Below are 3,530 nucleotides of genomic sequence, written 5' to 3'. Positions count from 1 at the left end.
TCAGACTCTGACAGCGATAGCGATTCAGACTCAGATTCAGATAGCGACTCAGACTCTGACTCTGACAGCGACAGCGATTCAGACTCTGACAGCGATAGCGACTCTGACTCAGATTCTGACAGCGACAGCGACTCAGACTCAGACAGTGATTCAGACTCTGACTCAGATAGCGACAGCGATTCAGACTCTGACAGCGACAGCGATTCAGACTCTGACAGCGACAGCGACTCAGATTCAGACTCAGACTCAGACAGCGACAGCGACTCTGACTCAGACTCTGACAGCGATAGCGACTCTGACTCAGATTCTGACAGCGACAGCGACTCTGACTCAGACTCTGACAGCGATAGCGACTCTGACTCAGATTCTGACAGCGACAGCGACTCTGACTCAGACTCAGATTCAGACAGCGACAGCGATTCAGACTCAGACTCTGACAGCGACTCAGATTCAGACTCTGACAGCGATAGCGATTCAGATTCAGATAAAAAATTACCAGATACTGGTGAAAATAATTCTAATGGTGTTTTATTTGGATCAATGTTTGCTGGTTTAGGTGCTTTACTATTAGGCAAACGTCGTAAAAGAGAAAACAAAGAAAAATAATTATGCTATTTTAATTAGTTAAAAGTTAAAAGCTAGGTCTAAATGGCCTGGCTTTTAATTTTCTATTAATAAATAAAATAAGTTTTGTAATAGGAGATAAATAAATGGATATTGAAAGTAGAGTAGATAAATTAATTAGTTATATAGAAAATACTACTGAAATTAAAAATAAAATTTTTCTTAGTTTAGGAAATTCTAATATCAAAGCTACTGTCAAATTATTAAAAAAACCAAATTATCTTAAAAGAAATGTTATAAATGAGATACAGAAATTTAGAAAAAAAACTGGAAAATATCCAATTTGGATAAAGTTAGATATTGTTATAAAAAGTGAAAAAATATTATTTGAAAAAGTGAGTAATGAAATAATTAAAACAAGAAGAAATTATGTAGATTTTGGTGTAGCTTTTGATGATTATTGGGATTTATCATTTTTACCAGAGGAAATCAATGCCAATGCATTTGTCAAACCAATAGAAAATAATGGGAAAAAGAAACTGATTTTGTCAGAAAAAAATATTAATAATTATTTAAGAAAATATACAAATCATAAGAAAAGTTTTAATTATGATTTCTATGAAAATAAAGAAGTTATTAAATTTTATACTAAAGGGTTTATGTTAGAGGAAAAGGATGTTTTCGAACTATATAGCGAGGGATACAAAAAAGGCTTAAGAAAAACACAGGATCTATATAAAGAAATAGATAAATTGATAAAAAGCGGCACACATTTTTTAAAAAATATGATTTTAGATAATGGAAGATATATTTATGGTTATTTTCCTCATTTTGATAATGAGATAAACTTTTATAATATATTGAGACATTCTTCTTCTACGTATGCATTAGTTGAAGGATTAGGATATATAGGAGAAAATTTATCACCAGTAGAGCGAGCAATAGATTATATAATAGAAAATAATTTTTATGAAAAGGATAATATAGGATATATATTTGATGATACTGAAGAACTTAATGAAATTAAACTAGGACAAAATGCGGCATTTATATTCGCAATTTGTGAATATTTAAAATATAGAAAAAATGATTATTATCTTAATATTGCTCAAAAAACTGCTCGTGGTATCTTATCTATGATTAACAAATCCACTTATGAAACTACTCATATTTTAAACTATCCAGATTTAACCGTGAAAGAAAAATTTAGAATTATTTATTATGATGGTGAAGCAGCATTAGCTTTGTTACGATTATATCAGCAAGATAATGATGAAGTTTGGTTAAATGTTGTTAAAAAATTGTTAGATCATTTTATAAAAAATGATTATTGGCAATATCATGATCATTGGCTAGGTTATTGTACAAATGAATTAGTACAAATCGCTCCTAAAGAAGAATACTTTGAGTTTGGTATTAAGAATGTTAATAATTATTTAGATTATATTGAGCAACGTGAAACAACATTCCCAACGTTTTTAGAAATGTTAATGGCAACATATAAATTAATTCAAAAAGCTAAGGAAACAGGTTTTGATTATGTAGTGAATAATTTAGTGGATGAACAAAGAATAGTTGATGTGATTCATACAAGAGCTGATTATCAACGTACTGGATTTTTTTATCCCGAAGTAGCAATGTATTTTAAAAAACCTAGTCGAGTTCTTGGTAGCTTCTTTATCAAACATCATGGGTATCGAGTGAGAATAGATGACATTGAACACTATGTCTCTGGATACGTACAATTTCGAAAAATTTTTAAAAAATAAATATATTTCTATATTTAGTAGAACTTGTATGGAACGTTAATCAGTGAATTATTTAAAAATTTTTTCTTGTATTGTATATCAAAATTACTTTTTAACTCTTTATAAGTAGATGAAAAAATACATCTTGTGATAATTATTAGTACAAGATGTATTTTTAAATAATAATTCGAATTTTTGATTATTGTTTTAAATTTATTATTTAAAATAATTGGTTATCATATATAATATATTAGAAAAGAATGTTTAAAATTCTAGAATCTTATAAATAAAATCAATAACTATGGTTTATTTATATTTTTTCAATTATTTAAAGATTTTTAATTTTTTAGATGTTTAGTTTTATAGTGCTAAGTAAAATTACATAAATTTTTGATGAACATTTTTTAATTTTATTGTTTTATAATTTCTAAATTTTTATATTTATTTTCTCTTAGTGATAAATCGTTTTATTTAATTAATGTATTTTTTAAGTATATTTTAGTTTTTAAAAAGATAGAATTACATTAAAAGAGTCCGGGACATAAAATTTCTGGATAAGTGAGAAAAGACAATTTCTATTGAAATAATATAAAAATTGTCTTTTTTATAAATTTTTTGATTATTTTCAGCTCGCTGAGCTGTTACTTTTCTTATATTGAGCGTCATTAATACAAATCCTAGTTCTCTTTTGGCTTTATTTATCCCTTGAACGGAGATTCGAGTGAAACCTAAAATAGCCTTTGTAAATCCAAAAACAGGTTCCACATCAATTTTTCTTTGACTGTAGATAGTTTTTGTTTTTAGTTCTGAAAGCTTTTTATTAATTTGGGCTTTAACATATTTCCAATTATAATTTTTTAGTATTTTTTTATTCGTTTTTGAATTAAATTTCATACATTGGTGTTTCAGAAGGCATTCTAAACAATCATCACATTCATATAATTTAAAGTCCCGTTTAAAACCATATTTATCATGGCGATAGGCATATTTTTTAAAATCTAATCGCTTATTGTTTGGACAAATGTATTCATCGTTAATTTCGTCATAATCCCAATTTTGAGTATTAAAGATGTCACTTTTATATTTTTTAGTTTTATCTTTTAGGTTATAAGCGGTATTCGATTAAAATCATTTATAATTACCATATAATTGGGTTCGCTACCATAACCTGCGTCAGCTACAATATATTTAGGTAAATGACCGTAGGTCTCTTGAATT

The 3,530-nt window shown here is 27.7% G+C and carries 2 protein-coding genes and 1 pseudogene; 2 read left to right on the top strand and 1 reads right to left on the bottom strand.

The genetic code is table 11. The features are described from left to right. Both NR218_RS12490 and NR218_RS12485 read left to right on the top strand, forming a co-directional pair. A partial coding sequence (locus NR218_RS12490; RefSeq protein WP_265883443.1) for an LPXTG cell wall anchor domain-containing protein occupies positions 1 to 606 on the top strand: 606 nt, incomplete at its 5' end. Between the two features lie 104 nt (positions 607 to 710). Further along, positions 711 to 2,333: a hypothetical protein gene (locus NR218_RS12485; protein ID WP_037559321.1), complete on the top strand. Its 1,623-nt coding sequence runs from the start codon at positions 711 to 713 to the stop codon at positions 2,331 to 2,333. Between the two features lie 498 nt (positions 2,334 to 2,831). Here the strand turns inward: NR218_RS12485 and NR218_RS12480 are convergent. Continuing rightward, positions 2,832 to 3,530: pseudogene (locus NR218_RS12480) on the bottom strand (transposase); the annotation flags it as partial.

It is taken from the genome of Staphylococcus sp. SUC_1.2, assembly GCF_026222585.1.
The sequence above is the reverse complement of the archived record's forward strand: the minus strand, read 5'-3'. Positions and strand labels throughout refer to the sequence as shown.